At 45.2% G+C, this 25847-nt stretch carries 28 protein-coding genes; 15 read left to right on the top strand and 13 right to left on the bottom strand.

Going from position 1 to position 25847, the window contains the following annotated elements; translation table 11 throughout:
• Window positions 1-5 precede the first annotated feature (5 nt).
• A complete protein-coding gene (locus BIW15_RS01415; RefSeq protein ID WP_005377584.1) occupies window positions 6-272 on the top strand; it encodes a DUF2960 domain-containing protein in 267 nt (88 codons plus the stop codon).
• A 204-nt stretch (window positions 273-476) separates the two neighbouring features.
• Here BIW15_RS01415 and nagK read toward each other — a convergent pair whose 3' ends face one another.
• Complete coding sequence (nagK, locus tag BIW15_RS01410) at window positions 477-1385, bottom strand: N-acetylglucosamine kinase (protein ID WP_005495063.1); 909 nt, start codon at window positions 1383-1385, stop codon at window positions 477-479.
• Between the two features lie 173 nt (window positions 1386-1558).
• On the bottom strand, window positions 1559-2308 hold the full coding sequence (locus tag BIW15_RS01405) for a tRNA-uridine aminocarboxypropyltransferase (protein ID WP_021486627.1): 750 nt from the start codon (window positions 2306-2308) through the stop codon (window positions 1559-1561).
• A gap of 154 nt (window positions 2309-2462) precedes the next feature.
• Here BIW15_RS01405 and BIW15_RS01400 point away from each other — a divergent pair, with 154 nt between their 5' ends.
• Complete coding sequence (locus BIW15_RS01400) at window positions 2463-3296, top strand: sterol desaturase family protein (protein WP_077280443.1); 834 nt, start codon at window positions 2463-2465, stop codon at window positions 3294-3296.
• A 92-nt stretch (window positions 3297-3388) separates the two neighbouring features.
• Here BIW15_RS01400 and BIW15_RS01395 read toward each other — a convergent pair whose 3' ends face one another.
• The 6 genes from BIW15_RS01395 to BIW15_RS01370 form a co-directional block, all read right to left on the bottom strand.
• A complete protein-coding gene (locus BIW15_RS01395; RefSeq protein WP_021823153.1) occupies window positions 3389-3607 on the bottom strand; it encodes a membrane protein in 219 nt (72 codons plus the stop codon).
• A gap of 44 nt (window positions 3608-3651) precedes the next feature.
• Entirely contained in the window at window positions 3652-4032 is a 381-nt protein-coding gene (locus tag BIW15_RS01390) for a hypothetical protein (protein ID WP_005495070.1), read from the bottom strand.
• Window positions 4033-4295: 263 nt separating this feature from the next.
• Window positions 4296-4763 carry a hypothetical protein gene (locus BIW15_RS25040; protein WP_179115210.1) on the bottom strand — a complete coding sequence of 156 codons (468 nt, stop codon included), beginning with the start codon at window positions 4761-4763 and terminating at the stop codon, window positions 4296-4298.
• Window positions 4764-5177, bottom strand: coding sequence for an NUDIX domain-containing protein (locus tag BIW15_RS01380; protein WP_025500062.1), 414 nt, complete (start codon window positions 5175-5177; stop codon window positions 4764-4766).
• Window positions 5167-5586 (bottom strand): NUDIX domain-containing protein, encoded by a 420-nt coding sequence (locus tag BIW15_RS01375; protein WP_023625020.1) that lies wholly within the window; start codon window positions 5584-5586, stop codon window positions 5167-5169. The genes BIW15_RS01380 and BIW15_RS01375 overlap by 11 nt, the downstream gene beginning before the upstream one ends.
• A 207-nt stretch (window positions 5587-5793) precedes the next feature.
• Entirely contained in the window at window positions 5794-7812 is a 2019-nt protein-coding gene (locus BIW15_RS01370; protein ID WP_042766844.1) for a methyl-accepting chemotaxis protein, read from the bottom strand.
• A 134-nt stretch (window positions 7813-7946) separates the two neighbouring features.
• Between BIW15_RS01370 and BIW15_RS01365 the strand changes: the two genes are divergently transcribed.
• Window positions 7947-8441, top strand: coding sequence for an NlpC/P60 family protein (locus tag BIW15_RS01365; protein ID WP_015296721.1), 495 nt, complete (start codon window positions 7947-7949; stop codon window positions 8439-8441).
• A gap of 62 nt (window positions 8442-8503) precedes the next feature.
• Here the strand turns inward: BIW15_RS01365 and BIW15_RS01360 are convergent, their stop codons facing one another.
• From BIW15_RS01360 to BIW15_RS01350, 3 genes are all read right to left on the bottom strand, one after another.
• A complete protein-coding gene (locus BIW15_RS01360; RefSeq protein WP_005453925.1) occupies window positions 8504-8848 on the bottom strand; it encodes a DUF3802 family protein in 345 nt (114 codons plus the stop codon).
• A gap of 140 nt (window positions 8849-8988) precedes the next feature.
• Entirely contained in the window at window positions 8989-9951 is a 963-nt protein-coding gene (locus BIW15_RS01355; protein ID WP_017448532.1) for a sensor domain-containing diguanylate cyclase, read from the bottom strand.
• Window positions 9951-10922 carry a response regulator gene (locus BIW15_RS01350; RefSeq protein WP_077280465.1) on the bottom strand — a complete coding sequence of 324 codons (972 nt, stop codon included), beginning with the start codon at window positions 10920-10922 and terminating at the stop codon, window positions 9951-9953. The genes BIW15_RS01355 and BIW15_RS01350 overlap by 1 nt, the downstream gene beginning before the upstream one ends.
• A 224-nt stretch (window positions 10923-11146) precedes the next feature.
• Here BIW15_RS01350 and BIW15_RS01345 point away from each other — a divergent pair, with 224 nt between their 5' ends.
• Window positions 11147-12013 carry a fructosamine kinase family protein gene (locus BIW15_RS01345; RefSeq protein ID WP_077280441.1) on the top strand — a complete coding sequence of 289 codons (867 nt, stop codon included), beginning with the start codon at window positions 11147-11149 and terminating at the stop codon, window positions 12011-12013.
• A 283-nt stretch (window positions 12014-12296) separates the two neighbouring features.
• Window positions 12297-12491, top strand: coding sequence for a CPXCG motif-containing cysteine-rich protein (locus tag BIW15_RS01340; protein ID WP_005396219.1), 195 nt, complete (start codon window positions 12297-12299; stop codon window positions 12489-12491).
• A 95-nt stretch (window positions 12492-12586) separates the two neighbouring features.
• Here the strand turns inward: BIW15_RS01340 and BIW15_RS01335 are convergent, their stop codons facing one another.
• On the bottom strand, window positions 12587-13198 hold the full coding sequence (locus BIW15_RS01335; protein WP_025534422.1) for a riboflavin synthase: 612 nt from the start codon (window positions 13196-13198) through the stop codon (window positions 12587-12589).
• Window positions 13199-13485: 287 nt separating this feature from the next.
• Here BIW15_RS01335 and BIW15_RS01330 point away from each other — a divergent pair, with 287 nt between their 5' ends.
• Together BIW15_RS01330 and BIW15_RS01325 are read left to right on the top strand one after the other, a co-directional pair.
• Window positions 13486-14856 carry an MATE family efflux transporter gene (locus tag BIW15_RS01330; RefSeq protein WP_015296717.1) on the top strand — a complete coding sequence of 457 codons (1371 nt, stop codon included), beginning with the start codon at window positions 13486-13488 and terminating at the stop codon, window positions 14854-14856.
• A gap of 142 nt (window positions 14857-14998) precedes the next feature.
• A complete protein-coding gene (locus BIW15_RS01325) occupies window positions 14999-16009 on the top strand; it encodes a DUF3080 domain-containing protein (protein ID WP_031380936.1) in 1011 nt (336 codons plus the stop codon).
• Here BIW15_RS01325 and BIW15_RS01320 read toward each other — a convergent pair.
• A complete protein-coding gene (locus BIW15_RS01320) occupies window positions 15999-16841 on the bottom strand; it encodes a DNA ligase (protein WP_005454987.1) in 843 nt (280 codons plus the stop codon). The two genes, BIW15_RS01325 and BIW15_RS01320, sit on opposite strands and share 11 nt — an antisense overlap.
• A 376-nt stretch (window positions 16842-17217) precedes the next feature.
• Here BIW15_RS01320 and BIW15_RS01315 point away from each other — a divergent pair, with 376 nt between their 5' ends.
• The 8 genes from BIW15_RS01315 (at window position 17218) to BIW15_RS01280 (ending at window position 25841) form a co-directional block, all read left to right on the top strand.
• On the top strand, window positions 17218-17538 hold the full coding sequence (locus tag BIW15_RS01315) for an STAS domain-containing protein (protein WP_005454817.1): 321 nt from the start codon (window positions 17218-17220) through the stop codon (window positions 17536-17538).
• Window positions 17539-17564: 26 nt separating this feature from the next.
• The gene (locus BIW15_RS01310) at window positions 17565-18467 is read left to right on the top strand and encodes an OmpA family protein (protein ID WP_005491469.1); all 903 of its coding nucleotides are present in this window, start codon (window positions 17565-17567) and stop codon (window positions 18465-18467) included.
• Between the two features lie 32 nt (window positions 18468-18499).
• Window positions 18500-20566 (top strand): SLBB domain-containing protein, encoded by a 2067-nt coding sequence (locus tag BIW15_RS01305; RefSeq protein ID WP_256856964.1) that lies wholly within the window; start codon window positions 18500-18502, stop codon window positions 20564-20566.
• The gene (locus BIW15_RS01300) at window positions 20566-21252 is read left to right on the top strand and encodes a CpsD/CapB family tyrosine-protein kinase (RefSeq protein WP_029842791.1); all 687 of its coding nucleotides are present in this window, start codon (window positions 20566-20568) and stop codon (window positions 21250-21252) included. The genes BIW15_RS01305 and BIW15_RS01300 overlap by 1 nt, the downstream gene beginning before the upstream one ends.
• A 12-nt stretch (window positions 21253-21264) precedes the next feature.
• Window positions 21265-21645 carry an Hpt domain-containing protein gene (locus BIW15_RS01295; protein WP_005454845.1) on the top strand — a complete coding sequence of 127 codons (381 nt, stop codon included), beginning with the start codon at window positions 21265-21267 and terminating at the stop codon, window positions 21643-21645.
• A 271-nt stretch (window positions 21646-21916) separates the two neighbouring features.
• Window positions 21917-23461, top strand: a complete 1545-nt coding sequence (locus tag BIW15_RS01290) for a sigma-54 dependent transcriptional regulator (protein ID WP_025553704.1) — start codon at window positions 21917-21919, stop codon at window positions 23459-23461.
• Window positions 23436-24506, top strand: a complete 1071-nt coding sequence (locus BIW15_RS01285) for a glycosyltransferase family 4 protein (RefSeq protein ID WP_031848532.1) — start codon at window positions 23436-23438, stop codon at window positions 24504-24506. Before BIW15_RS01290 ends, BIW15_RS01285 begins: the two co-directional genes overlap by 26 nt.
• 150 nt (window positions 24507-24656) lie before the next feature.
• Entirely contained in the window at window positions 24657-25841 is a 1185-nt protein-coding gene (locus BIW15_RS01280; RefSeq protein WP_077280438.1) for a glycosyltransferase, read from the top strand.
• The last annotated feature ends 6 nt before the right edge of the window (window positions 25842-25847 follow it).

Genomic DNA, 25847 nt, shown 5'->3' with positions numbered 1-25847 from the left:
CAGCTATGGCTCGCACCATTCTTTACACTTACAAAGACCAAGACAAAGAACTGACGTTCTCATACCAGCAGCACCGCAACATTCAAGAAGCGGTTGCAGAAGCAGAAGGTATCGATATCACTGAGTTCCTAAAGATGGAGCAACAAATCGAAGCAGTGTCTGACACTAAAGCAGTGCGCAACTACCGCGACAACTACTTCAGAAAATTAGGCTTTAGCAAAATTACCCTAGCTCAAAAAGAAAACCTAGGCGTAGGTAAAAAGAATAAATAAGCTTAGCTACAAACAGAAAACTCGCGATTCGTCGCGAGTTTTTTTATACATGCTATTTTTGTTCGTGCTCTATACCCGAGCATACCGAAATTACTTAGGTATATGAGTTACTTCGATATATAAGTAAAAAGCCCCGTTTTACCTTGATGGTCTAAACGGGGCTTTAAATTTCTTCTTACTTTATATCGAGTAAGGTTTCAGTCACTACTTGATGTTTAGGAACGCAGCGCCACGTACACCACCTGAATCACCGTGTTTTGCTTTGATGATCTTCGGACACTTCGCGACAGAAAGCAGGTACTTAGGAATACGTTTTGGCATCTCTTCGTAAATCAATTCGAAGTTGGAAAGACCACCACCCAGCACAACAACATGTGGGTCAGTCGCTGTAAAGATGTTTGCAAAACAGATAGCCAGCAACTCCATAAAACGCTCAACGTGCTCAACAGCTTTCGCCTCACCTTCTGCGTGCGCTTTAATGATGTCGATCGCTTTCTTCTCTTCACCGTAGTAATGGGCATAAAGAAGTTCGAAGCCTCGGCCAGAAAGGTAACTGTCTAAACAACCTTTCTTGTCACAACCACAGCCCAATAGAGGTGCGTTTTCGCCTAAGTGGAACCAAGCATCGATAGGTAAACGAGTATGGCCCACCTCACCTGCTACGTGGTTACGACCAGAGAAAACTTTACCATCGTAGATAAAACCGCCACCAAAACCAGTACCTAGGATCAAACCAAGTACAGAAGGCTCATCTTGAAGCTCTTCGTCCCATGCTTCTGATAGCGCAAAACAGTTCGCATCGTTTTCAATCTTTACGCTGCGACCGATTTTCGCTTCAAGATCCGCGCGCAGTGGTTTGCCTTTCGCCGCAGGAACGTTAACCGTTAATACCGTTGCATCGTCTGCGTCTTCCATACCTGGTAGGCCAAGACCAATGGTGCCTTCGCAACCAAACTCTGCATCGTATTTGTTAACCAATTCCGCAATGGTATCAACCAGCAGCTCGTAGTTGTCTGTTGGTGTAGGTACACGTTCCGTCGCTACACGCTCAAGCTTCTCGTTAAATGCACCAAATTCAATTTTAGTGCCGCCGACATCAAAGCCGTAATACATGTATTTCTCTCCTAAAAAATGCTTAAACGACTCCCAAAATGGCTGGAGTCAAAAGTATAAACTAGTGGCATTATCCATATCTGTACGCCTGCAAACCGTGACCGAATGCAGATTTATCCCCTCGCTGAAGTCAGTTGAACAACATGCCATCAACAAAAGTTCATTCCTTAGAGTCAGCTCTCGGTTTTCACCCACTCTTTGAAACGTTTCAAATGCGGTCGATTAGGATCGTTTTTGACTCGGGTCTTGGTTAGCATGTAGGTTTCTCTAAAGGCTTCAAACCACAATTGAAGGCATTCCGATGCTTTGTTCTCACCGGCTTGTTTCAAAACTAAAGTCGCGACTTCAGCTGTCGAAAGATGCTGCTCGTTCTCAGAACGGCGCATGATGTATTCAGATAAACACTCCGGCTCGATAGATAAGACTGGTAGAGACTGTAAAAACTCAGAGCGACGGAAGATTTTTCGCGCCTCACGCCAACTACCATCGATAAAAATCAACAACCACTTTTTGCTATTACCATCAGTGCGATGTAAGTGCTCAGCGTGTAATCCATCTAGCAATCGCTCAGGTTGATCAACGTAATCGGCAGGAAAGACTATGACAGGCTGGTAGTCATCGTTGGACAAAAGATCAAGCATCTCTTGTGAAGGTTCAGTGCGATTCCATTGATACACGTAAGTCTCTTTCACCGTATCAGCAATCAAACGGCCTGTATTGCTTGGCTTAAACACTTCGTTCTCAGACACAATCAGCATGCACGCAACATTGCTATCGATATCAGGTTGTAATTCACATAAACAATGCTGCTCTGAAACCTGACAGAATGGGCAGCGCTGAACTTTGCATCCACGAGCATTGAAAGGCTTCGTTGAGATGGATTGACGATACTGATATAAACGATGGAAAGCGTGGATTCTCATGAAGGAAATGCCAAATAAAAACAAGAGCGCGATTCTACTGGTATAACCGCTCGCTCACAAGGCGGCAGCGTTATTACTCTAAAGACCAAACATTGAAAGAATCTCACGTTAGTTAAGGTCTATTGCGACAAATGCGTAGAAGAAGGAAAGATCAGTGACTGAAAACACGTTTACCGACCCATCTTGGTTGCGACTTAGCTGTTTTATTGGCGTATTGTTGCTGTGTACTCTTTGGGAAAACAAGCTCCCAAGAAAGACACTCACCGTCAAACGTTACTTTCGCTGGTTAAACAACCTCTCTTTGGTCGCCCTAAATAGCGCGATCATTGCATTAGTGATGCCTATCGCTGCGTTTCAAGCTGCGGCCATTGCTCATGATCAGCAATGGGGACTATTCAATCTTCTGTCCCTGCCCGGTTGGTTAAATGTGTTGCTTGCTGTGATTGTTCTCGATCTCATCATCTATGTTCAGCACTTGGTTTTTCATCGCGTTAAACCGCTATGGAAAATTCATCGTATGCACCATGCCGATTTGGATATCGATGTCACAACTGGCGCGCGTTTTCATCCAATTGAAATCATCATCTCGATGGTTGTCAAAATCGCCTCGGTATTCATTCTTGGCGTTTCACCTCTCGCGATTGTGGTGTTTGAGATCATTCTAAATGCGAGTGCGATGTTCAATCACAGTAACGCAAAACTTGCGTTATCTATCGATAAGAAACTGCGAAAAGTCATTGTGACACCAGACATGCACCGCGTGCACCATTCGGTGATTGTGAAGGAAACCCATTCGAACTTTGGTTTTTTCCTTTCCGTTTGGGATAGATGGTTTGGAACGTATCGTGCACAACCAGCGCTTGGACATAACGATGTCGTGATTGGCGTGCCTGAGATCAGGGAAACGAGCGAGCAAAGATTGGATAAGCTGCTGACACAGCCTTTTCGCTATCGCGAAGGCAAGGGCAAGGGCAAGAACGATGATTAAAAGACAAACGTAGATGGAGTAACCAACAAAAACAAATCACAGAGTTCATTGTAGAGTTTTGGAGACCCCATCCACCGAAAAGACTTGCCGAATTAACTTTCGACTAATTGGCGTTTTTTATTTAACTGCGTAATGCCAACAACCAAGCCTATGACTCCAAAAACAGCACAAACTAACGCGCTAGTGTTGATGTGTTGCTGCGTTTCGAAGGAGCTGTACACAAAAGCGAGACTGAAGAAAATGGTGCCAAAACTCAAACCTGTTAACGCACTAAAACCGGCAAAACTCGCCAAGTCTTTAAAATCGTTCATAACGAATCCCTGTTGATAATCCTTAAATGTGTGAGTAGATAAAGTTAACGAAATATCTGACGCGATTGCTGGTGCTTTCGCGCATTCCAAAGCCAGATGGAAACGCCTAACGAAAAGCCCAAGAACAGCGTTTTCATTTGCAGAGCCACATTGTTGTCCAATATTTCTAATGTATAGTGAGCGTGTGAACTAAAAATAACGTTTGTCATCAAAATCAATAGCATCAACACCAAGCCCACTCTGCGATGTTTCACTAATAAGTACACCGCTAACAAATCTAAAAGACCTAATGCGCTCCAATAAATGTTTAGCCAACGCGGAGCAAAATCGTAAGGCAAAAAGCCATCAACGATGTTGTCATACAGGTGAACCACGCCACCTATCGTCATAAAAAGGCATAAGAGAAACACTACGAATTTATCCATTATCGTTTCCTTATCTGAAAGAATGCGCAAAGCATATAGAAGTCAATTAAACATTTGTAATCTCATAGCCATTTTTGAGATCGACAGTGCCTTTAAACCGTACACGAGGCGTGCGAAAGAAGAGTAACGACTGCTTTTCCTTATCTATTCACTTCTGATAGAAGCATAGTGTTTGCTTTGGCACTTCGCTCAAATCCGCTAGTTTTCCCTCGAGATTAGGTGAGAAAGGTTGTCGGGCTCGCGATGATAAAGATATGTCACACTCAACACTCTTTCTCTATTTCAGACACAAAAACAAACTTTTTCGACGGCGGAAAGATACAATCGTCCGAACATCTAAAGCCTCTTAACCAGAATCCGTCGTCGAGATCCCGTAGATACAAACCACGTGGATAAGCTTTGTCATTTGAAAGCGGGGCAGACACCACAGTAAGGTACTCTCCCTTCGCCAATTCAATCTCGTGTAAACAGAGGTATGGCGCAACAGCTAAAGGGCAAGGTGATATATTTTGTGTCGACGCCGCTTCAATCATTTCTCCAAGGGTCGCACCAAAATAAAGCCCGAAGTCAAACGGTGTTTTTATCGTTAAAAAGAACGATTGAATGTCATCTGAGCACTCGACTTTGTCATCATCGAATAGTTGTTGGGCGAAGGCATTCAATTGAACACCTTTTTTACTCAGGTGCTTTAACAAGTTCTTCTTTGTTAAACCTCCAACTTGCAACCTCACTTACACCACCCCTTGGTCTATCAGTTTTCGAACTTTTTCCAGTGCGTGCTGAAAAACAGTATGCGCCTGTGAGGAAATATCGCTCCCTATATCGTGCCAAAAAAACGCAAAATCATGTCCGCCATCGTCTTTCGTATGAAACGTCCATGAATCCTCTAGGTCTGCACACTCACACAAAACAAAATGCCATGCTTGATTTTGAAAGCCACTGTCCCATGAACATAAATACCTAGCGGAGATAACGTGCGTAATCCCAGATTCTTCAGCCAGCTCCCGTTTTGCAGCCGTGATGTAACTTTCATCAAACGTCTCAACCGTTCCCTTGACTAACTGAATACCCGCTAAGGGATGCTGAAAAAGTAGGATCTCTTGGTTTTGCTTACGCAGAACAACGGGGCAAACTTTATCGATCATAAAACCACTCCTCGTTGTCTAAACAGAAAACTTTGGCTTGCTCTGGATATAAAGGAATCGTATGAAGTTGATCTAAACGCACCCACTTTAAATGATACTGGTTAACGTCTGATTGTCTGGTTTGTTCCGGCCCCACCCCCAGTTTCACTTTTGAGTTCCCTACATAAGAAAGAAAATAGGTTTCTAAGCGACCTTGGTTTTCGATCTCAAAAACCTTTTGGACTCGATTGAGTTCCAATGAGGTTTCTTCCAGCGCTTCTCTTTTCGCAGCTTCAACAGGCTGCTCTCCAACCTCAACACTACCGCCGGGGAAAACCCAATAGTGTCTATCGTTTTGAAAACGCTGGATAAGCAAAAGTTCTTGCTGATGATTAACCAGTATAAGGCTGGCTCTTTGTAATAGTTGCATGATTCATTCCTTTGAATTCGGACAACATTCTAGCCATCTTGTTTTACCGACATAGCATTAACACCACGTATTGATAACTCAGCCCTTAAGAAATGAGCAAGATGCGATATAACTCACTTCTGCTATTTGAATAGCAATGAGAAGGTGCGTAGAAGCAACAAAAAAGCAGAACCGAAGTTCTGCTTATAGAAGATGAAAACATGTCACTTATGCGGACTGATGCAGCTCGTATTTATGCAACATCGCTTGTTGATGCCCTGCAATTTCTGCCACTTGTTCAGAGCTTTCAACCATGGATTCAAGTTGTAGCTTTGTACGCTCTCCAAGCTCGGAAATATTATTGATGGATTGAGACACGTCCGCCGTCGCTCGTTCTTGCTCTTCCGTGGCAACAGAGATCTGCTCAACACGCTCTTGAATGTGCTTAACCGCGAGGTTGATGTCAGAGAATGTCGATTTCACCTCATTGCTGGAATGCAGCGCATGGGTCATTTCTTCTCGCGAATCGTTTACCGCTTGGCGAGAACGCTCTGCCGCAGTAATAAGCTCGCTCATCATTTCACGAATATTGGTCGTTTGCTGGGAGGTATCCTTTGCCAGTTTACGGACTTCATCCGCGACAACCGCAAACCCGCGCCCTTGTTCACCTGCGCGAGCAGCTTCGATGGCCGCATTCAGCGCAAGTAAATTGGTGTTTTCCGCGATACCACTGATCATATCGACCATTTCACGAATCTGCTTAACACGCTGGTCTAGCTCTAACATTGATTGTTCATTCATATCCAAAGAGCTTTCTAACGATTCCAACCGCTTGCGGTTTTGCTCGACAACTTGGACACCTTTTTCGGTATGTCGTGTAGCAAGTAATGAATCTTCTGACGAAGCATTCGTTACTGTCGCAATTTCACGTATGGACGCCTCTAGCTGAGAAATCGTAGTCACCATGCTCGCCAACGCTTCGTTTTGCGTCGTTAGACCGTCATTGGTTTGCTCAGCTGCATCGTGGCTGATTTCTGCGGTTTGATAAAGCGTCTCACAGTTACGTGTAACCGTTTGGATAGAGTCGTGCGTTGAATCGATCACCTGATTCAATTTGCGTGCGACCTCTTTTAACTCAAAGGGGCCCATCTCATCTGCTTTGGCACGAAAATCGTGGTCAGTTAATGCGGATAAACGTACCAGCACATTCTTCAATCCTCGGTTTGTCCACGTTTTTAGCCCGAACCAAGAGACCAAAATAACCAGAGAGATAACACACGCCGCGACAAGAACCATCATGCTGACGTTGCCTATGGTGTTATTGACCGTGGTTTCGCGTTCATCAATCAAGTTCGATGCCGACTGCGAAATGCTATCCAAGAGCCTCATGGTTTCGTCAGCTAATAACGACGCTTGATGAAACTCACGCTGTTGTTGTTCGCTTTGGGCCAACTTGGCAAGAATGAGTTGCAAAATGCCCTCGTCGTCAAAGCCTGATTTCACCATCTCATAAGGCGCTGTCAAGCTGGCGTAGTCACTGACTTCAGGGTGTAGGGCTTTGAAATCTTCGTAAGCAAGGTTAATCCCCGCAATCCGATTTCGCATCTCCCGATATTCTTTCTCTGCTTTAGGTAAATCGGTATGCATCATCATTACAAGGAAAGTGCTTTCCATCGAACTCGCAGATGCAATAAAACGGTTTGCCGCGTCACTCGACTCAGGATCGTCTAGGCTTAAAAATGAGCTAATTCTGTTCATCTCTGGGCCGATGGAACTCAGTCCATAGCGAAAACCACCAACACTATCGTCGATGCGCCCTTGCATCTGAATCACCGCGGATTGCTTGAGTAAAATGGAGTTTGTGATTTGGTGCAACGTCTCCACTTTATCTTTTAGCTCATTGGAAAGCTGTGGGGCGACTTCGGATGTTTTCTCGATCAGACCTTCTGTCTGTTTCGCCAGTGCTTCAATTTGCGCTTCTACAAGCGGTAACTCTTTCGCTTCCGTTACCTGCATTCCATAGTTGAGCAGTTTCACCATCTCCAACACATTTCTGGTCAGAGTCGCATTGGCCATCGCAATCGGTAATGCTTTTTGAGACAAATCTTCAAATTGTTCTCCAACCTGCCCCATTCCTTTGAAACTTGAGACAGAAAGGGCTATAACAAGTGCGATGATAGTTAAAAATGTTGCGCTGATAGTCTGAATCAGTGAAAGCGATGTGCGTGAGCGTTTGCGCGTTGCCATAATCAATTTTTATTCTTTCTTGAGGTTGAGTCGGCTTTGTCGTGAATCCGTCACACATGTGAGACAAAACCGTGATTTTCAGCCCATACTATGGATTGGTTATGACATTAATATTTCAGTTATGAGTCATACAGATGACAGGTGAGGATTTGCGTCGTATATATTTTCCTTTGATAATCAGTGCTCTACTTTCAGCTTGTTCGTCTGGCCCAGAGCCGAGTGAACAGGTTGAAGTAACTGTACCCACCAATCAGTTATTGTCGAATAACCCTGACTTGTTTCAGTTTTACAACGAGTGGCACGGCACGCCCTATCGACTTGGCGGAACGCAAAAATCTGGAATCGACTGCTCGGCTTTCGTTCAAAGAGCCTTTGTCGAAGCGTATCAACTCGCCCTACCAAGGACGACAAAGCAGCAATCCACACAAGGCGTTGAGCTGAGTTGGACGGATGCCAAACAAGGAGATTTGGTGTTTTTTAAAACTCGACGAAGCACCTACCACGTTGGAATCTACTTGGGGAACAAGCAGTTTATGCACGCATCAACGTCTAAAGGGGTAATTATTTCTAGAATCGACAACCCTTACTGGGCGTCCAAGTTTTGGCAAGTAAGAAGAGTTACCTTGTAACCCTTCTAATTGTTGGAATAGTGTTTAGCTGAATATTAGGGGGCATACTCGGCATTTGAACATTAGTCGTAAGTGGCGACTGCGGTATCAAATAGGTTTTTCACTAACGCAATGTATTCATCTAGAAAAGCAATCTGTTCGTTCGTTGCTTTCTTGCTCCACACGCCCGCTAGCACTTCACCAAGGTCTTCTACAACGGCATCTGCTTCTTTAAGCAGTTTAAAACGTACGCTTGAGTGAAGCTCAGGGTTTTGCTCAAAGATCGCCATGATGTTTGAAGCAACCATGTCAGTAACCACATCTTCGATGCTTTCGGAACCTGTATCGCCAATTTCCGTTGTGAAAATATCTAGATTAAGCGACAAATGCTCAATGAGAGCGAGATACCCATCGGTTTCTACAACCACTGTTTTTCTCCGTTTATTGCAAGCCTTCGTAGCTGAAAGCGAATTAGTTTCAATAGTAAGACATGCCGAGAAAATTTCATTAACTTATTTCATATTAATAAACATTCATGCGCTAACTGGATGTTTTTCAACCAATTAGGTTAATCGCATTCGTGCAAACAAGTTTGGTTTCGCCCATTTTCTTTTGCGCGGTATAACGCCGCATCAGCACTCTTTAACCATTGAGTATGACTTTCAAAATAAGGCTTATACTCGCAAACACCAATACTTATCGTGTAATTAATCAAAAAATCTTCTACTTTCACGATCTCTTGCTCAATTCTCTTACGTAATCGCTCAGCAAAATAGCACGCTTGCTCTTGGTTGGTATGCGGCAATAGCACAGTAAACTCTTCGCCACCGAAGCGGCCACAAATGTCACTGCTGCGCGCGGTTTTACGAAGTAAAGCAGAAGTACGACGAATTACCTCGTCACCCGTTGGGTGGCCATAGGTGTCGTTTACTTTTTTAAAGTGGTCAATATCGAAGATAACCAGAGAACATGGTCCGTCGATCACTTTGAGGTGCGCAAACTCATCTTTTAATGATTGCTCCCAAAATGCTCGATTAAACAAACCTGTTAAACCATCCTTTCTGCTGATCTCAGACAAATGCTGATTGGTTTCTCGCAAATGGATTCGGTTTCTCGCCGTTTCGGAAACATCGTTCACTTGAATCGCAATATGGCTTACTTCGCCAGAAAGTGAACGCAATGGCGTGATAACGATGTCTTGAAACATAAAGTCACAGCTGTTGGAAACCGGTGAAAAGTTGTTGAATTTAAAAAGGTATGGTCGGTTTTCCCAACTGGAGAAGGAACGAGTCTCAAGATCAGCAGAGGTCTTTAATTTCGTTTCCAACCACGTTCGTGGTAGTTCGTCGAAATGATCGAACAAGCATTGACCTAAAATATCTTGAGACAGCACACCGCTGTAAGACTGCATAAAGCTGTTCCAGACACACACGTTATATTCTGGATCAAGAACAATGAGCCCAGAATCCATGGTATCTAAAATTTGTGTGACCCAATGAAAGTCTGCTATGTCCAGCGTGATATCGGACATCAGATTAACTCCATGATTTCATAAATAATTTCTACTGATGGTTTGTCTATTAGAAATAATACTTCACACTCAAAATCGAGCGCTTCCGCCATGTAGGTATATTCGATGGTAAAGAGTTCGCCTGATTCTCCTTGTTCTTCATTGTAAGGAGTGATTGTATCGACGATGCCCGGCTGACGAAGTGAAAACTGCTTATCAAGTTGGTTCCCTAAAGAGGTTAGGAATGACGAAACCAGCAAGTTAGAGACATTTAAAATAATTTCATTATGAGGCGTAAATTCGAGCAGATACCCCAACCTTTCGCCAATTTGATTGATATCTTTCCCACGTAGGCAAACCAACGCCTCTCCGTGTATACCGCCGCCAACAAAGCGCTGCGAAACTGCTACAGAGCTATCTCGCCCAATCACGTCCACCAGCGTCATATGCAATTCACCATAGGACAATGGCCCAACATGCGGAACTGGCAACTGGATAAACTCATGCAAGTGATCAGCCATAATGGCCGCCCCTTTGCCTAGCGCAATGTTGGCAATTTCACGAAACTTGGCAAGGGATGAAAGCTCTTCTTGCCTTTGTGCAGAATTAAGCTCCATTGATGTTCGCTGTGCATAATGCAACCCAAGACGCTCGTACAGCGGGATGACTTGTTCTTCTGACAACGGCTTTGCGATAAAATCCATTGCCCCTAACTCTAGGCAGCGCTGCTTTGCTTCTTGTTGTACATCACCCGACACGATCACAATCTGAGTTGGATAATGGCTGACGGGTAAAGACTCAAGAACCTCGAAACCGTCCATAATGGGCATCGTTAAATCGAGGAACAAAACGTCAATATTTTGTTCGGCTAAGATTTTCAGCGCCTCATTCCCGTCTTGGGCTTCGATAAGGTGCAATGAGGTATCTTGTACGATGGTTCGAGCGATAAGCTTACGAGCAACCGCCGAGTCATCACATATCAGTATTTTCATGCCACCAATGGAACTAAAGTCAAAAAAATAATCATACCTGTTGTAAACAAATTGCTCCATATGTTAGGCCGACAAATCATAGGCTTATAGGAGATTTGATTCACACTTATAAAAAATAGGTGTTTTTAATCAAAGTTTTCTTACCGAAGTATGCTCAACTCCGCGCCAATCTCTTGTCGTTTATTCTAAACTATTGGTGGTCAAATAGATTCGCGAGGTTTTGTATGTGGCAAGCAATATCGCAACAACTTTCTGATACTTTACTGTTTGAATATCAGATCACCGAAAAAGTTCGACTATCCGGCGGAGACATTAGCGAAAGCTATATGATTAACGACGGTGAGCAACGCTATTTTGTCAAAATCAACGACCGAGAATTCTTGCACAAGTTTGAAGTTGAGGCCGAGAGCCTGCACTTGTTACGCGAAACTTCGACAATATTTGTCCCTGAAGTGGTATTAGTTGGTAAGACCAAAAATAACGCTTTCATTATTTTGAACTACCTTCCTACCAAACCCCTAGATGACTCTGAAAACAGCTTTAAATTTGGTCAGCAATTAGCTCAACTGCATCAATGGGGAGAACAGAAAGAGTTTGGTTTCGATACCGATAATTATCTCGGTTCCACCCTGCAGCCGAATCAATGGCACAAAAAATGGTGCATATTCTTCGCTGAGCAACGTATTGGTTGGCAACTGCAGTTATTAAAAGAGAAAGGCGTGACGCTAGTTGATATCGACGACTTTATTGACGTTGTAAAACAGCTTCTTGCGAACCATACGCCAGAACCGTCTCTTCTACATGGTGATTTATGGAATGGTAATGTCGCTCTCACCGCGTTTGGCCCGATTTGTTTCGATCCTGCATGCTATTGGGGGGACCGAGAATGCGATATCGCGATGACTGAATTGTTTGGAGGGTTCCAACCTGAGTTTTATCAAGGGTATGAATCGGTGATGCCATTGCTGCCTAACTATCATGAACGAAAAGATATCTACAACCTCTATCACATCCTCAATCATTGTAATTTGTTCGGTGGGCATTATTTGGAGCAAGCTCAGCTCACTATCAATAAAATTATTTCTTACTAATTTGGAAGGCACAAGTCACTGCTTTGTGTCAATTTTCGAGGCACATCACTCAAGCTACAGGCCCCAGATTCAAGGTTGAGTTTGGGGTCAAGTTTTGTACTTATTTCGAATCAATTAGCAACAAGTCCACCTAATATCTAAGTAACTTATCTTTAGATTGTGCCTGAGCCGTTGGCATAAATGGCGTTTACGCGATTTGTGAATGGCAAGGCAAAGTAAGTGAAAGGGCTGTACTTCCTTAAATATCGAGTTTTAAAAGCCCTGCAATACTAGGAGTTGTTGTATGAAAAATTATACTGAAAGGCATGTTAAGTGCCCGCATTGTGGGCACTCAATAGGCATAACATTGGATGCAAGTAATGGGGATCAAGAGTTTTATGATGATTGCCCGGCTTGTTGCCATGCGATTCATTTAAATATGCGCGTGGACGAACTTCAAGATAAAGTCGAGTTGTTTATTGATGACAACTACGAGTAGCTACCCTCGGTATTGTTTCAAATCCATTTAAAATAGAAAAAGGAGCCTCTTTGCTCCTTTTTCTTCATCTATATGAGGCCAAATCTGCGTTCCAGCTACAACTGTTTAGCCGCCAGTACGCGCTCAACAGTATCAACGATCGCTTGAGTTTGAGGATCGAATTCAATATTCACCTTGTCACCCACCTGTCGACTGCCAAACAAGGTTCTTTGTAAAGTTTCAGGAATCAAATGCACAGAGAAACGGTTTGCTTCAACTTCTCCAATGGTTAGCGAGCAGCCGTCGATACCGATGTAACCTTTCGCAAGAACATATTTCATCGACTCTTGTGGTAACTCAAACCAAATTGTGCGGTTGTTCGGCGTATCAATCACATCCACAATGTTTGCCATTAAGCTAATGTGACCAGACATACTGTGCCCACCGATTTCGTCACCAAATTTAGCAGCGCGCTCAATGTTAACGGCGCTTCCTTCTTCGAGAAGCCCCAAGTTGGTCAACGCAAGCGTGGCTTGCATCAAGTCAAAGCTGACTCGATTTTCATCGATGTTCGTCACAGTTAAACAGCAGCCATTGTGCGCAACAGACGCACCAATTTCTAACCCTTCGATTAACGCGCCATCGAGTTCAATGACGTGAGTTTGAAAACGCTCTTTCTTATCAATCTGAACAACCTTCGCTGTTCCTTGCACTATTCCTGTAAACATGTCTTTTACCTACTGATGCAATACAAACGTTGGCTATCCGCACAGACACTGAAGTCCCGCGGCATTTTGCCTTCTATACCTAAACAATCCTTCGAAGAAAGCCAAAATGAGAATCGCTTAGGTATAGCATATGCACATACAATTGTTTATCATTTGCGCGGAGTTTCTCCGAGGCATTTTTTCACCTTATCGTGACTAAAATCAACCATCAGATCAGTTCATCACATCTTTTGTCCTCGAGCACTCCCTTTCTTTCAATCTTATTGTTCCGCTCTGGAGTATTTTTCGTGCATCGCTATAAAGAAGAAGCATCGAGTCTAATTAAATTGGCTACCCCTGTATTGATCGCGTCTGTCGCTCAAACGGGCATGGGTTTTGTCGATACCGTAATGGCAGGTGGCGTTAGCGCAACTGACATGGCTGCGGTATCTGTCGCTTCAAGCATTTGGCTGCCATCTATTTTGTTTGGTATTGGCCTGCTTATGGCTTTGGTTCCTGTTGTGGCGCAGCTTAACGGATCTGCGCGTCGCGAAAAGATCCCATTTGAAATTCAGCAAGGTGTTGTCCTTGCGTTGTTAATCAGTATCCCGATCATTGGTGTGTTACTGCAAACACAGTTCATTCTACAATTGATGGACGTAGAAGCTGTGATGGCAGATAAAACCGTCGGCTACATTCATGCTGTGATTTTCGCTGTGCCAGCTTTTCTTCTCTTCCAAACTCTGCGCAGCTTCACTGATGGTATGTCATTAACCAAACCAGCGATGGTGATTGGATTTATTGGTTTGCTGCTGAACATCCCGCTTAACTGGATTTTCGTTTACGGTAAATTTGGCGCGCCTGAGTTGGGTGGCGTAGGCTGTGGCGTAGCAACCACCATCGTATATTGGGTTATGTTCGCGTTGCTATTGGCGTATGTGATGACGTCATCACGACTAAAAAGCATCAATGTGTTTGGCGAATACCATAAACCACAATGGAAAGCGCAAGTTCGCCTGTTTAAACTGGGTTTCCCTGTTGCAGCGGCACTGTTCTTTGAAGTGACACTGTTTGCTGTAGTGGCGCTGTTGGTATCACCACTTGGTCCAATCATCGTTGCGGCGCACCAAGTTGCGATTAACTTCTCTTCGTTGGTATTTATGTTGCCAATGAGTGTAGGTGCTGCGGTAAGTATTCGCGTTGGTCACCGTTTGGGTGAAGAAAATGTCGACGGTGCACGCGTTGCATCTCGAGTCGGTATTATGGTTGGTCTTGCTTTAGCAACGATTACAGCGATCATCACAGTATTGTCTCGTGAACTGATTGCTGAGCTTTACACCAATAACCCAGAAGTAATCACACTAGCGATGCAGTTATTGCTGTTTGCCGCCGTTTACCAATGCACTGATGCCGTTCAAGTAATCGCAGCCGGTGCACTTCGTGGCTACAAAGACATGCGCGCGATCTTCAACCGCACATTCATCGCGTATTGGATTCTTGGCCTTCCTACTGGTTACATTCTTGGTCGTACAGATTGGATTGTTGAACCAATGGGCGCACAAGGTTTCTGGCTTGGCTTTATCATTGGCCTGACCGCAGCTGCGTTAATGCTTGGTGTTCGCCTTCGTTGGATGCACCGTCAAGAGCCCGATGTACAACTTAACTTTTCTCTGCAGTAATTCTGCTCGCCATTGGTGACGGTTTACAACAGAACGTAAAAGCCAGCATTCGCTGGCTTTTTTGATCTTCATGGCAAGTTGTTAGGTATACTTTTTGACAACGTATTAATTGAGTAACACAAGCAAACAGACAAGGAAGTTCGTGAAAATCCTATTCTTCGCATTACTCGCTTTGCTCAGCGGTTGCAACGGTTGGACTAATCCAGAGCGCGCAATCTTTGAAAAGTACCATCAACGTTTGGCAAACGTACTCGACGTTCCCCCGAGAGAGCTTAACGAGGTTTCTGCTATCACGATTCCCGATAAAAGGGCTTTGTATCAAGAGCTGCCAAGATTGTCGCTAGGGTTACTAGAGAGTTACCAGCTGCGCCAATGCGGCCTGTTCAACCTGATTGCGGAAAAGAACTCCCAATTGGGCAAAGTACAAGACCCTTTCCATGACCTGGATTACCAGACCACTTTGCTCAACACGCTCAATGGTTGTTTGACTGAATACCCCTTGAGCGAAGACGAACGCACGACATTAACTCGCCTGTATGAACAAAAATGGCAGCATCTTCCCGTTCATCTTGATAACGTTCTCCTCACAAGCGAAACCATGCGCAAGCAACTCACCGCTTCAAGTTGGTTATCAGCCAAAAGCCGCAATCAAACTGCTCATGTCAGTGAAACCTTTCATGCGCTAAATGCCATGTATGAGACGCCTAAAGGGGTCATTTCGCGCTTACCCTCTTTCTCCTTCGTGCAATATCAAGAGGAAATGGAAAAGTCTCGCTTGATGGGTAAGGTTTACTTCACTTTGAACAGCACTTCTGAGTGGCTTGATGTCACCACAAAATTGCTAGAAGAAAATCAGGAGCGCATTGTGTGTGGAAAGAATCGAGACACCACACAATTTCGCTATTTGAAAAATGTTTTCCAGTCAATTTATGTTGAAGAAGTACAGCCATACCTCGCCTTTGTCGACAGTACATATCAGCAGTTGAATGATGGTGCAATACTCATTGAGCAGAGAATGGAACTTCATGGGGAAAGTTATGGCGTGATAAAAGCGCATGAGCAATTTAGAACAAAGACCCTAGAACATGTTAAGTTCTGGCAGGGTCTTTTTAAACGTTGTGGCGTGGTAGTTGGAAACTCACCTACTCCTTGAATCGTTCTCTCAAAAAGCGAGCAAATCTTGGTTTCCCCGTTTGGGTAAATCCGTTGTATCTAAACGTAATGGTAGAACCGATTTTCGGCGGATGGCGACGAACTTCATCCGTAAAACCGCTGCCGATGTAAAACTCTGTACCATCTGGCAAACGCACGAGCATTGCGCCCATCATCCCAAGCAAACGCCCCGTTCCCGGTTTGTAGCCAACCACTTGAGCTTCCGTGTCGGCGTAGCGCTTTAACTTAAGTAAGTCGCTTCCTCTGCCCGCTTGGTAACGGCTCGACACTTTACGCAGCATCACGCCTTCGCCATCGGACAAGGAAATTTTATCCAGTTGAGCAAACAAATGTTGCTCGTTTTGGATGGCTCGGTGCTCAACGTATTTGATGTGGTGTTTATCAATATCAAACACTAAATCTTGAATGTTGTAATAACGTTTTCGGTAATCTCCTGCGGAATACGGCATGTCAAACACCATAAAATCGATTTCGCGCCACGCGCTATCAATTGGTGTTTTATCAAGAACGGTTTGCTGAACAATGTGAAAATTTCCGCGTCCGGCCCAAAGCTCACCATCCAATGGATAGTTTGGGAGTGACTCAGTGAACCACTCGGGCGCATAAATTCGGTTTCCGTTGCGGGTCACGAGGTGTTGACCTGTCCAGTAGGCTCGAATTCCATCGAGTTTCTCACTGTACCAATACTCAGAAACATCTATTCCATCTTGATAGGTTTCAGCAAGAGAGACGGGCGGAGCTATAGGTGTATTCGCTTGGGGCTGCGCAGATGCCATAACGGCAAGGGCAATCAATGTCATTTTTAATGGCATGGGGGAACCTTGTACAAAAAAGCATCTTTATTGAAACGTAACTCCACCGATTTACCTATTTGTCAGTGTTAATTATTCGACTCAGAACAATCAACATAAGTAATGGTTTGCAAGGTAAATCATAAAGTTTAGACAGGTATTGCATTTGTTTTTTCAGCTCACGTTAATGGCACGGTTATAAAGCCAAACTCTCCTCTTCAATTTTCAATCTGCATCTAAATCATCGTTCATTTTTGATTCTCAAATTGAGAACTGGGCGTTTCTCAATTTGAACATCACACTGCAATCACTTTAATTAATTGAAATTATTGAATTTAAATTTTGGCACACTCCCTGCTCTACGAGATTAGGAAAGAACCTAAATGGAGATAGGATCATGGAACTACGCAAACTTGAAATCACCCAAGACAAACTAGCGATTGAGATTTTTGGTGACTTGGATGCAAACGGCTGTCGTCAAGCCCAACATCACATTGATGAAGTAATTCACAACAATCATCACAAAGAAGTCGAAATCAACCTCCAGCACGTCCAATTTCTTGATTCCTCAGGGATTGGTGCCATTGTTTACTTATATAAGCGCCTAGTTGAACGTGAACGAAGCATGAGTATTGAAAACGTATCAGGTCAGCCATTAGAAATCATGAGCTTGCTACGTATCAACCATGCCATTCCCGTCAACTCAAAAGGACACTAAAAATACCGGTTTAAACGGAGGTTGGCATGGTAAATCTAATACGACGAAGTGTAGTTAGCGGTCTCGTTGTCGGCATGTTTGGTTGTTCGTCATTTGATTATCCCGATCATGGTCAGGGTGGATTGGCGGAAAGCTATCAAGATATTTCGATTGAGAACTATCAGTTCTCGCCTGTGATGCCAGATGAACCATTGGGCCCAGAGCATGGATTGCGATTCGATTGGCAGTTGACCAAGCTTCATCTCGACGCTTTGATTCAAGAAGGCGCTCGTTGGTGCTTCCCTGCTGCAGTGGTGCAAGCACTCGAGAAGCAAAATCGCATTGCTCGTGAACTAGAAGGCGGTTTACTGCTTGATGCCGCCAATGACCTAGTCATCCAGCGTCGTCGATTAAACCAGCTTGAGCAGCAACTCGACTACGTACTTACGCAAACCACTTGCACGCCGCCGGACGACATCGATGCGCTAAGGAATGACTTAAACATCGTCGCCGATATTTATGCACTGCTCAACGTCGATAATCAGTTTGCCATTGATTCTGCGGAGATCAATCCGAAGTACATGGGACACTTGGCAGAAGCCGCTTATATTCTGCGCGACCACCCTGCTCTGTCTCTGGTTGTCACTGGCCATGCGGACGTCACGGGTACGCCTGAGCACAATAAAAAACTAGCACAGGAACGAGCCGAGCAAGTTAAACGATACTTAAGTGTGTTCGGAGTAACGTCAGACCGTGTACAAACCAAATCTGTTGGCGACACATTGCCTTTGTATGAGGGACAAACGCCAGCCGTGCGCCTAACCAACCGTCGTGTGAGCATCGAAGTTCTCAGCGCAAACTCTGATAGCAATGCGCCAAGTAATCACAATTTACCTAACAAAGGCAACATGCCAACGAGCGCGAGCGGTTCGATAGGAGGCGCGTTATGAGCATTTTCAAAACGTTTTTTGCCTTGTTCGCGATGTGCGTGCTCGCTTGGGTAACCCCTCTGCATGCCGCAGATAACGACACAGTAAAAGTTGGTGACTTAGTACAGATCAACCTGCCCGGCGAAGCATCGCTAAACCAAGGTTTTCAAGTGGACCGCCGCGGACGAATCAACTTACCGGAAATCGGTCCGGTGTTTGTTGCTGGTTATAACGAGCAGCAATTGCAAGATGTCATTATTGAAACGCTGAAAACCGTCTATCGAGACGTGAATAACGCTCGCGTGTTCATTAAACAGCAACAACTGCTTGTCTCCGTGCAAGGCTACGTTGTTAAGCCGGGTGAATACACGTTGCCCGCAGGTTCTAACATCCAAATGTTTGTTTACGAAGCTGGCGGACTCCGTGCTGGCGCGCAGCTCGACAAAATGATCGTCAAACGTGGCGATCAGAACATCGAGTTCGATTACAAACGCTTTTTGGATACAGGCGACAACAGACAGCTACCAAAATTGGAATCGTTAGACGTGTTATTTGTGCCTGCTTCCCCATTGGTCGGCAACATTGAGCAAGAATTCGATGCAGCCAAACTCGCCAACTCTGGTGACAGTGCCGACTCCGCTCGCGCAATCAAAGTGTTCGGTGAAGTGAACGCCCCGGGCTCATTTACTTACAAGCCAAACACCACACTTGTCGATGTGGTCATGCGCGCTGGCGGTGTTACTCGCTACGCGAGCGTTGAGCAAATTCGCGTGATTACGAACAACACACCAACTATGTTCAACTTGAAAACCTACCTAGATACAGGCGATCAAAGCTTGCTGCCTGAGATATTGCCCGGCGCAACCATCTTTGTTCCTAAGCAGGAAGAAGAGATAAAAGCTGGCGCGAACGTAGTTTATATCATGGGTGAAGTTGCGCACCCGGGAGCTTACGAAGGTAAACAAGGCGCGAGCTTTATGGACATTCTGGCAAACGCGGGGGGCCCAACTCGTTACGCAGAATCACGCCAAATACGAGTGATAAAAGCCGACGGTCAGGTAATCAAGTTCGACTTAACGGCGCATACTGAAGGGCTATCTTCCGTGGCGCCACCAAAAGTGAGCGCTGGCGACGCGATATTCGTACCAGAAAAAACCGACTTTAATGAAAAGTCATGGTTGAAAGTCGCACCAAGTCGCGCCGTTGCCGTAATGGGTGAAGTCGTTCGTCCAGGCCGAATCGAATGGTCAGATGAAATGGACCTCATTGATTTGCTGGCTCACGTTGGCGGCCCGACTCGCCGTGCCGACACCTCCAAAATTGAAGTGGCCAACAACGGTCAAATGACGAATTTCGATTTAGATCAGTACATTTTAGATGGTTCGCCAGCGTCTAACTTACCACGCGTTTCTGCCGGCACAGTCGTGCGCGTTCATGCACTGCCAGACGACCCTTCCGACAACAAATCTCAATGGGTCAGCCAAAGCTCAGACGCGTCCATTTACGTGTTTGGTCAAATCAACGCACCTGGTCGCTATCGCTTCACGGACGAAATGCACTTTCTCGATATTCTTTCGGCCGCCGACGGCCCGACGATGGATGCCGATATCCACAATATTCGCGTGACTCATCGCGGTTTAGGCTACGCAAAAGTGAGCAAACTAAATCTGTCGATGTATTTCGAAACGGGAGATGAATCTATCCTGCCAGACGTGCGCCCTGGCGACACTATTTACATTCCGGAGAAAAACAAAAACTGGCTCGACCGTTCTAAAGAATCCACCGTGCGCGTACTGGGTGAAGTACGAGATCCGGGACGCTATGTGTTCAACGACAACATGACGGTTTTAGACTTATTAGCAGAAGCTGGCGGCCCAACAAACAGCGCTTACCTTGAGAAAATTAGCATCGTCAATATGTCGTGCTGCCAAGGCCAAGCGAGAACGTTCGACCTCGTAAACTTCAGCAAAACCGCCAACATTTACGATCTGCCTGTCATTCGAGCTGGGGATACGATTTACATTCCTCATAAGGACGAAAGCTTTGCAGAAAAAGCGCGCGCTGGTTTGAGAGACATTCTTCAAATCACCACCACCATCGTGTTAATAGGAGCGCTGTAATGACCATTCCTGCGACTCATGCTGAAATCGAGCAAATCTATCTGCAAAGTGAACAAAAGGGGCACAGATCGATTTGTGTGGTGGGCTGTAAATCTGAAGAAGGCGTTACGTCTGTTGCCTCTTCTCTTGCCGAGCGCCTTATCTTGGCAGGTTACAGCACATTATATGTGGACTTGAACTTATTCAAACCCGCGTATCACACGGTGCACGAGTTTGATGATGACGCAAATGTCGGTCATTTAATTACGCGCGAAAATGCGCACCAAACGCTGGTGGGATTGCCTGCCCCGTCGTTGGCAAGCACCAAACTGGCGTATCGAGATCCAACCGCACTGAGGAAAAACATTGAGACATGGTTATCTCAGTATGATCGCATTGTCATCGACACCTCTCCGTTGCTCAGTGTGAATAAGAGTAACATTCCACCGCAAGTCATCGCGGGAGTTTGTGATGCAACGCTTCTGGTTGCTCATTACGGGTCTACGACGACAACGCAACTTGAGCAAGCCAAAAAGCTGCTTGAAGCAAGCGATGCCAATCTGATTGGCTCGGTGCTAAACATGAAACACACTCCGAGCCTAAAAGACGAGCTGATTCGCCAAGTCGAAAAGCTGCGTTTTTTACCGAAAAAATGGAAAGACAAACTGGCCCAGCAGATTAAAAAAAGTGAACTGTTTATGTTATAGGGAGCGCTTATTATGAATTCCAATACGGCACAACACATTGAACAAGAGTTGGTTGATGAGCTCATTCTCCAGCAAATGATTAAAGACACCTGCGCGGAGATCATTCCCACGTTGATTGAACACTATATCGAAGAGTCTCGTGAACGGATGCAAAAAATTGAGCGGGCGTTGGGTGAACATGACCTAGAAAAACTCGAGTTTGAAGTCCATACACTCGGCAGTTCTGCACTGGCATTAGGCAATCGCCCATTATCTCGTCAAGCCAGAAGCATCGAGAAACATTGTGTCGAAGGTAAAACCCAACAAGCATTGGAGCTGTGTGCGGCATTGCCTTTACTAGCTGAACGTTCGTTTGAAGCGCTCAACCTGCGCAAGGCTCAAGGTTTTGAGTAACAAGAAGAAAACCCGCAAAACCATATGAACCATCGCACTTATTCAAGTGCGATTTGGTCTTCATCTTTTAAAATTCATTCCGCGCTTAATCAATTAAAAAGTAAAGAATTTTCGCAATATCCCTGCCCTGTGCTAATACTTAACTATAACTTTTCTCAAATTGAGAATCTGCTAGCGACTTGAGGATGCTTATCTATTTTTTCTTTCTCATTAATCTCCAAGTGAGCTAGCAGAATCATAACAATGAATCAGATTAAGTTGGGATAGGACTATGAGACCAAGGGTGTTACTGGTAGAAGACTCTACCTCATTAGCCATACTTTATAAGCAATATGTGAAAGATGAGCCTTACGACATTTTCCATGTCGAGACAGGTCGTGATGCCATTCAATTCATTGAACGCAGCAAGCCTCAACTGATCATTTTGGATTTAAAACTTCCAGACATGTCGGGTGAAGACGTGTTGGATTGGATCAATCAAAATGATATTCCCACTTCAGTCATCATCGCCACCGCACACGGTAGCGTCGACTTAGCTGTAAACTTGATACAAAAAGGCGCTGAAGACTTCTTAGAAAAACCCATCAATGCCGACCGTCTTAAAACCTCTGTGGCACTGCATCTAAAACGAGCCAAATTGGAAGACTTGGTAGAAAACATTCAGTCTACCTTCGATCGCCACAACTATCATGGCTTCATTGGCTCAAGCCTACCGATGCAAGCGGTATACAAAACGATAGATGCCGTCGCACCAACCTCGGCCAGCGTCTTTATCGTCGGTGAAAGTGGCACGGGTAAAGAAGTGTGTGCCGAAGCCGTTCATCGCCAAAGTGATCGCAGAGACAAACCTTTCATCGCCATAAACTGTGGTGCGATACCACGAGATTTGATGGAAAGTGAGATTTTCGGTCACGTTAAAGGGGCGTTTACTGGCGCAACCACAGACAGAAAAGGCGCAGCAACATTAGCCCACGGTGGGACGCTATTTCTCGACGAGCTGTGTGAAATGGAACTGGAAATGCAGAAAAAGCTACTGCGCTTCTTACAAACGGGCACTTACACCCCACTTGGCGGCACAAAAGAGATGAAAGTCGATGTACGTATCATTTGCGCCACCAACCGAGATCCACTTACAGAAGTGGAAGAAGGACGCTTTCGCGAAGACTTGTATTACCGTGTTCACGTTGTGCCGATTGATATGCCACCTTTGAGAGAAAGAGGAAGTGACATTGTCACGTTAGCCAAGCATTTTCTCACAACTTACGCCAAAGAGGACAAGAAAAAATTCTCTAACATTGATACCGAAGCGCAGCACGTGATCAAACATTACGAATGGCCTGGTAACGTAAGGCAGCTACAAAACATCATTCGTAATATCGTGGTACTCAACAATGATGAAAAAGTCACGGTGGCTCACCTGCCCGCTCAGTTAACTCAAAAGAAAACGCAGGCAAGAACCGTAACCCCTGTACACGTCGAATCATCAAGCCCGAGCAGCAATCTCAACGGACATAATGCTCCAGCGATGCAAACACAACCCATTGAACCAGTGCAACCTGTTCAAGAGGCGCCTGCGCAACACACACAACCTACTGTCGGCGTTGAAACACCGAGTCATTCCTTATCGCCATACTTTAATGCAGACGGAAGTATCCGACCAATGTGGCAAGTCGAACGTGAAGCGATTCAAAACGCGATCGCTTATTGTGATGGTAACGTGCTCAATGCCGCTGTGATGCTGGAGCTAAGCCCTTCAACGGTCTATCGTAAAAAACAAGCGTGGGAAGCGGATGAAGTTAATCTCGAACAATCCTGATTTACCCATTGTGGGCGAAGTTTGGATTTTTGTTGATAGCCGCATTTTTGGCGGCATCGAAAGCCACATATTAGAGCTGGCAAAAGGCATTCTCGCGTTTGGGCACGCCGTGCGTATAGTGTTGCCAACGGAGTACACACCTCAAGCACAGCTTGTAGAAAAAGCGCAAGCGGCAAACATTCCCACCAGCTATTTACCGCAAATATCTGGTGTTCCTTCGAATACAATTGCGATCAAGCACCTCACCAGTGCTGTCGCGCATCACCAACCGAGTGTACTGCACACTCACGGCTACAAGGCGAGCATACTGGCTCGCACCGCCAAACTGCTCACTCGCACTTTTCCACGTTTGGTTTCAACTTATCATGCAGGTGAGTCGTCATCGGGCAAACTGTGGCTTTACGACGGGCTGGACAGATGCTCAGGCTATCTCTCGGATCACTGCTTTGCAGTAAGCAAAAGTATTCAAGATAAAGTGCTCTGCCCCTCGCAACTACTCAACAACTTTGTCGCGTTACCAAGCATGAACAACCATTATCAAGAGATCTCGTTTGTTGGTCGATTAAGCCATGAAAAAGGCGCAGATCAATTTATCGAGTTAGCGAAAGCCTGCCCTGATTATCGCTTCTCTATCTATGGCGATGGGCCTGAGCGACAAAACTTAGAGACAACCGCACCAGCGAATGTCATTTTTCATGGTCATCAAACAGACATGAACGCGGTATGGGAAAATATCAGCGTATTGATTATCTCTTCTCGCTTCGAAGGACTACCCATGGCGGCACTTGAGGCAATGGCACGCGGCATTGTGGTGATCAGTCTAAAGGTCGGACGTTTACCCGACATCATTCAATCCGGCAACAATGGTTTTATTGCCGATGATGTCCCCGCTCTCGCGCTCAATCTACAGTACTGGATGACGATGGAGAAAAGCCAACAAGAACGAATCCGTAAAAACGCACGCCAAACGATCGTAGAACAGTTCTCAACAGAGAGCGTTATTCCCGTATTGCTAACGCAATATCAAATTGAGATGGATAACTAACCCATATTGGTTCTCAAATTGAGAATTTGTCTCGCTGCCTCTTTGTTTTCATTTCCTCATCTATACATTTCAATCACTTAAACCAATAGCATATTTTGGCATCTCGGTTGCAGTAGTCAAATTAGATTAACGATAAGACCGAGGTGACATATGACTACTCCAAAACGCATTCTTTACGTTCATTATGGTGATAACTGGATTCGCGGCAGTGAAGTGGTACTACTCGATCTTATCTTGGGTATCGACCGAGACAAGTTCGAGCCAATTGTCTGGTCGAACTGCCAACCTCTGATTGAGAAATGCCAAGATCTTGGTATCAAAGCAGAGCACTCTACGTTCAATCTCGTCGGTGGCTGGTGTGCGCCGCGTTGGGACATCACGGGTTGGAATAACCTGATCAAACAAGGTTCAGCGCTCATCGAGAAGCACAATATCGACCTCGTTCATGTCAACAGCGGTGGCCCTTGCCAATGGATGTCCTTAGCCGCACGCATGAATCATGTACCTCTAGTCACGCAATTGCATTGTCACTACACGTTGCGCGATCGTTTTTCGCTTGGCTTGCACCTTTCGCCAAAATTGATCTGTGTGAGCAAAGATGTAGGCCGTGAAATTCTGCGCGATGGTTATCCAGAAGAGCAACTGCACGTAGTGCACAACGGCGTCTCTTTGGATGACTCTGAAACGCCTATCGACATCAAAGCGCGCTTGGGTATTCCTGCGAATGCATTCACCTTCCTTTCGGTTGGTTCGCTGATCAAACGCAAAGGGTTTGACCGCCTCATTCATGCTATGCGAATGCACAACTACCATCAAACCAATCCACATCTCGTGATTGTCGGCGACGGTGAAGAGCGCGAAAACTTGAAGCAATTAGTTACCGAGCTTGGTATGCAAGACCGCGTGCACTTCGTCGGAGAACAGACCAATGCAGGCGCTTGGATGTCGGGCAATGCTGACGCTTTCATTAGCGGCGCATACGAAGAGGCTTTTGGTCTAGTCGTAGGAGAAGCGGCATTAGCAAAACTGCCAATCGTAGCACCTAAAACTGGCGGTATTCCCGAATTGTTCGAGCACAACCATAGCGCCCTTCTTTATCCAAACCAGGGGATGGCGGGACTGCTGAATGCGATTCAATTGGTCATGCAAGATGCCGACTTGCGAGAAAAACTGGCTGAAAATGCCTACCTACATGCTAGCCAAAACTTGACCACGACCGCTTCCGTCAAAGCGATTGAAGCAATTTATGAAACCGAGCTGGAAAACAAAACTGTTGTACTGATGCCAATGGCGCAGTGCATGAAACCCCTTTCCCGCTGGTTGAGCATCAACTGAGGAACA

It is taken from the genome of Vibrio sp. SALL6, from assembly GCF_002002385.1.
Lineage (GTDB): Bacteria > Pseudomonadota > Gammaproteobacteria > Enterobacterales > Vibrionaceae > Vibrio > Vibrio parahaemolyticus.
This window is presented reverse-complemented; position numbering and strand designations above follow the sequence as displayed.